Raw genomic sequence first — 2,446 nt, 5'->3', positions numbered from 1 at the left:
CGGTGGAGGGGGCGTCGGAGGTGCTCACGGGGCCAGTGTGCCAGCCGCCGCCGAGGCGTCCGCACCCGTTTTCGCGCGAGGCCGCCGGCGGGCGGGGCCGGGAGTACCCTCGGCCGTATGGAGTTCGTATCCGGTTGGACCGCACCCGAGACGACGGCCGTCCCGGACGCCGTCGCCGCCCCCGACGGCGCCGGGCGCGAGGAGCGGGCCATGTGCGTGCAGTGCGGCGAGCCGACCGACTACCCGGCGAGCACGCGCGGCGCGACGCTGTGCCCGGTGTGCGAGTGGCACGAGGCCGAACGCGTCGCCTGCTCCTGCTGAACGGGCCCGGGCGGAGCCGGAGGGAGCAGGACGGAACCGCCGGGGCCGTGGCTCAGTCCCGGCCCATGGCCGAGGCGATCATCTCCGAGACGTGCACGATGCGGTATCCGCGCTCCCTCAGTTCCGGGACGATCCGGCGCACGGCCTTCTCGGTGGCGGGCGCCTTCTCGCGGTCGCAGTTCAGTACGACCACCGAGCCCGGCCTGATGTCCTTCATCACCCGCTCGGCCACCTTCTTCGGATCCTTCTCCCCGGCGTCCGGCGCCACCACGTCGCCGGCAACCGCCGTCACCTCCGCCGGGGCGATCGCCCGCCGGGAGCGGTCGTCGAAGCAGCCGCCGGGGAAGCGGAAGTAGGGCGTCAGGTTCTTCACTCCCGCCGCGCGGATGGCCCTGCGCCCCTTGCGTACGTCCGCGAGCTGCTTGTCGGGCGCGAGCGCGGGGAGGTCGCGGCAGTCGCCGGTGAAGGCGCGGTGGGAGTGGGAGAGGTTGCCGACCTCGAACAGGTCGTCGCGGCCGATGGAGCGCGCCTGGTGCTTGTAGGTCTGCGCCCACAGGCCCGACATGAAGACGGTCGCCGGGACCTTCTCGCGGCGCAGGGCGGAGACGAGCCCGGGGTTGTCGTGGCGCTTGCCCTCCTCCTCGGCCCGCTCGCGGTCCTCGGCGGACAGGGCGGCGTCGAAGGTCAGCGCCACGACCTTGTCCTCCTTGTCGCCGCTCTTCTCGGCCTTCTCGTTCTTCTCCCGCTTCTCCCGGTTCTCGCCGTCCTCCTCGGGCTTCTCGTCCTCCTTCTCCTCCGGCTTCCCGCCCTCGTCGCCGTCGGCCCGCGGGGCCCCGGGGCGCGGGCCGTGCCGGAAGACGGGTACCCGGCCGCTGATGGAGGCGGGCAGGGTGGCGTACCGGTCGGAGGGCGACGCGTCCTGGCCGTCGCCGTCCGGGCGGGAGACGGAGGAGCGCGGGGAGGCGGAGAAGTCGCCCTGCCCGGAGCCCTCCTCCGAGGCCGCCGGTGAGGAGGGCGCGGCCGGGGACGCGCCGGCCCGGGTGGTATCGCCACCCGGGCCCGCGCAGCCCGCCGCCGCGGCGGCGACCAGGGCGAGAGCGGTCAGGGGACGGGCGGTGCGGCGCACGGAGACGGTCATGATCGGAACGTAACGACGATCCGGGACGGTCGCGCGGGATGCTGCTCTTGTCGGACTACCGCCACCCCCGGCCCGGGTGACGCCCGGCCGGGTGGCGGTGCGCCGGCCCCGCCACCGGCCCGCCCCCGGGACCGCGCGTCAGGTGGCGCGCCAGTAGCCCAGCGCGTGCACCCTGTCCTTCGGCACGCCGAGTTCCTTGCGCGCGTACGAGGCGAGGGCGCGGGTGGTGGCGGTGTCGCAGGCGATCCAGACGTAAGGGGCCGGCTCGTCCTCCAGCAGCTTCGGCAGGGCCGCGGTCACCTCGGCCACCAGATGGGCGCCGGCGTCCCGGCGCGGGACCCACCGCACCTCGTGCGGGCCGGGCCCGAGCCGCAGCGGCAGTTCGGCGTCCTGAGGGTGCGCGGTCTCCAGCCAGACGGTCGCGGGTGTGCCGGGGAAGGCTTCCAGCAGCGAGTTGACGGCCGGCAGGGACGCCGGGTCGCCGACGGCCAGGAGCCGGGAGGGTCCGGGCGACGGCGCGGTGAACCCCGTGCCCTGGACGGTGGCCTCGATCGTGTCGCCCGGCCGCGCGCCGCGCGCCCAGTCGCAGGCGATGCCCTCGTGCAGCGCGAACTCCAGGGTGAACGTGCCGGTCGCGGGGTCGGGATCGACCAGGGTGTAGGCGCGCTGGTGCGGTTTGCCCCCGCTCTCGAACCAGAGGCGGACCCACATCGTCGGGTGGACGCCGGTCGAGGCGAGCATCCCGCCGTCCGTCATCCGGATCCTCAGATAGTGCTCGGTGACCTGCTCGGTCGCGGTCACGGTGAACTCGAAGTCCCTGCCCCGCAGCAGTCTGAGGACCACGCCCTCCCAGCCATGCCCCACGGTCTCTCCTCCCCGGTCCCGGGGTGCCCCCGGACAGCCGCCTTTTTGGTTAGGTTAGCCTAACCTAAAGATCAGGGGGTGCTCGCGGCGCCCCCCGCTCCGGCCTGCCCGACCCCGCCCTTC

General features: G+C 74.5%; 3 protein-coding genes. 1 reads left to right on the top strand and 2 read right to left on the bottom strand.

Annotated features, from left to right (window positions below):
• The first annotated feature begins 117 nt into the window (after window positions 1-117).
• Window positions 118-321, top strand: a complete 204-nt coding sequence (locus L7D48_RS28075) for a hypothetical protein (protein WP_237883796.1) — start codon at window positions 118-120, stop codon at window positions 319-321.
• A 52-nt stretch (window positions 322-373) separates the two neighbouring features.
• On the opposite strand, the gene L7D48_RS28070 is transcribed toward L7D48_RS28075, so the two are convergent.
• Window positions 374-1,459, bottom strand: coding sequence for a polysaccharide deacetylase family protein (locus tag L7D48_RS28070; protein ID WP_237883794.1), 1,086 nt, complete (start codon window positions 1,457-1,459; stop codon window positions 374-376).
• Window positions 1,460-1,597: 138 nt separating this feature from the next.
• A complete protein-coding gene (locus L7D48_RS28065; protein WP_237883792.1) occupies window positions 1,598-2,323 on the bottom strand; it encodes a siderophore-interacting protein in 726 nt (241 codons plus the stop codon).
• Window positions 2,324-2,446: the final 123 nt, after the last annotated feature.

Source organism: Streptomyces sp. ICN903, from assembly GCF_022015835.1.
GTDB classification, from domain to species: domain Bacteria; phylum Actinomycetota; class Actinomycetes; order Streptomycetales; family Streptomycetaceae; genus Streptomyces; species Streptomyces fenghuangensis.
Note: the sequence above shows the minus strand (reverse complement) of the source record. Positions and strands in the feature narration are given on the sequence as shown.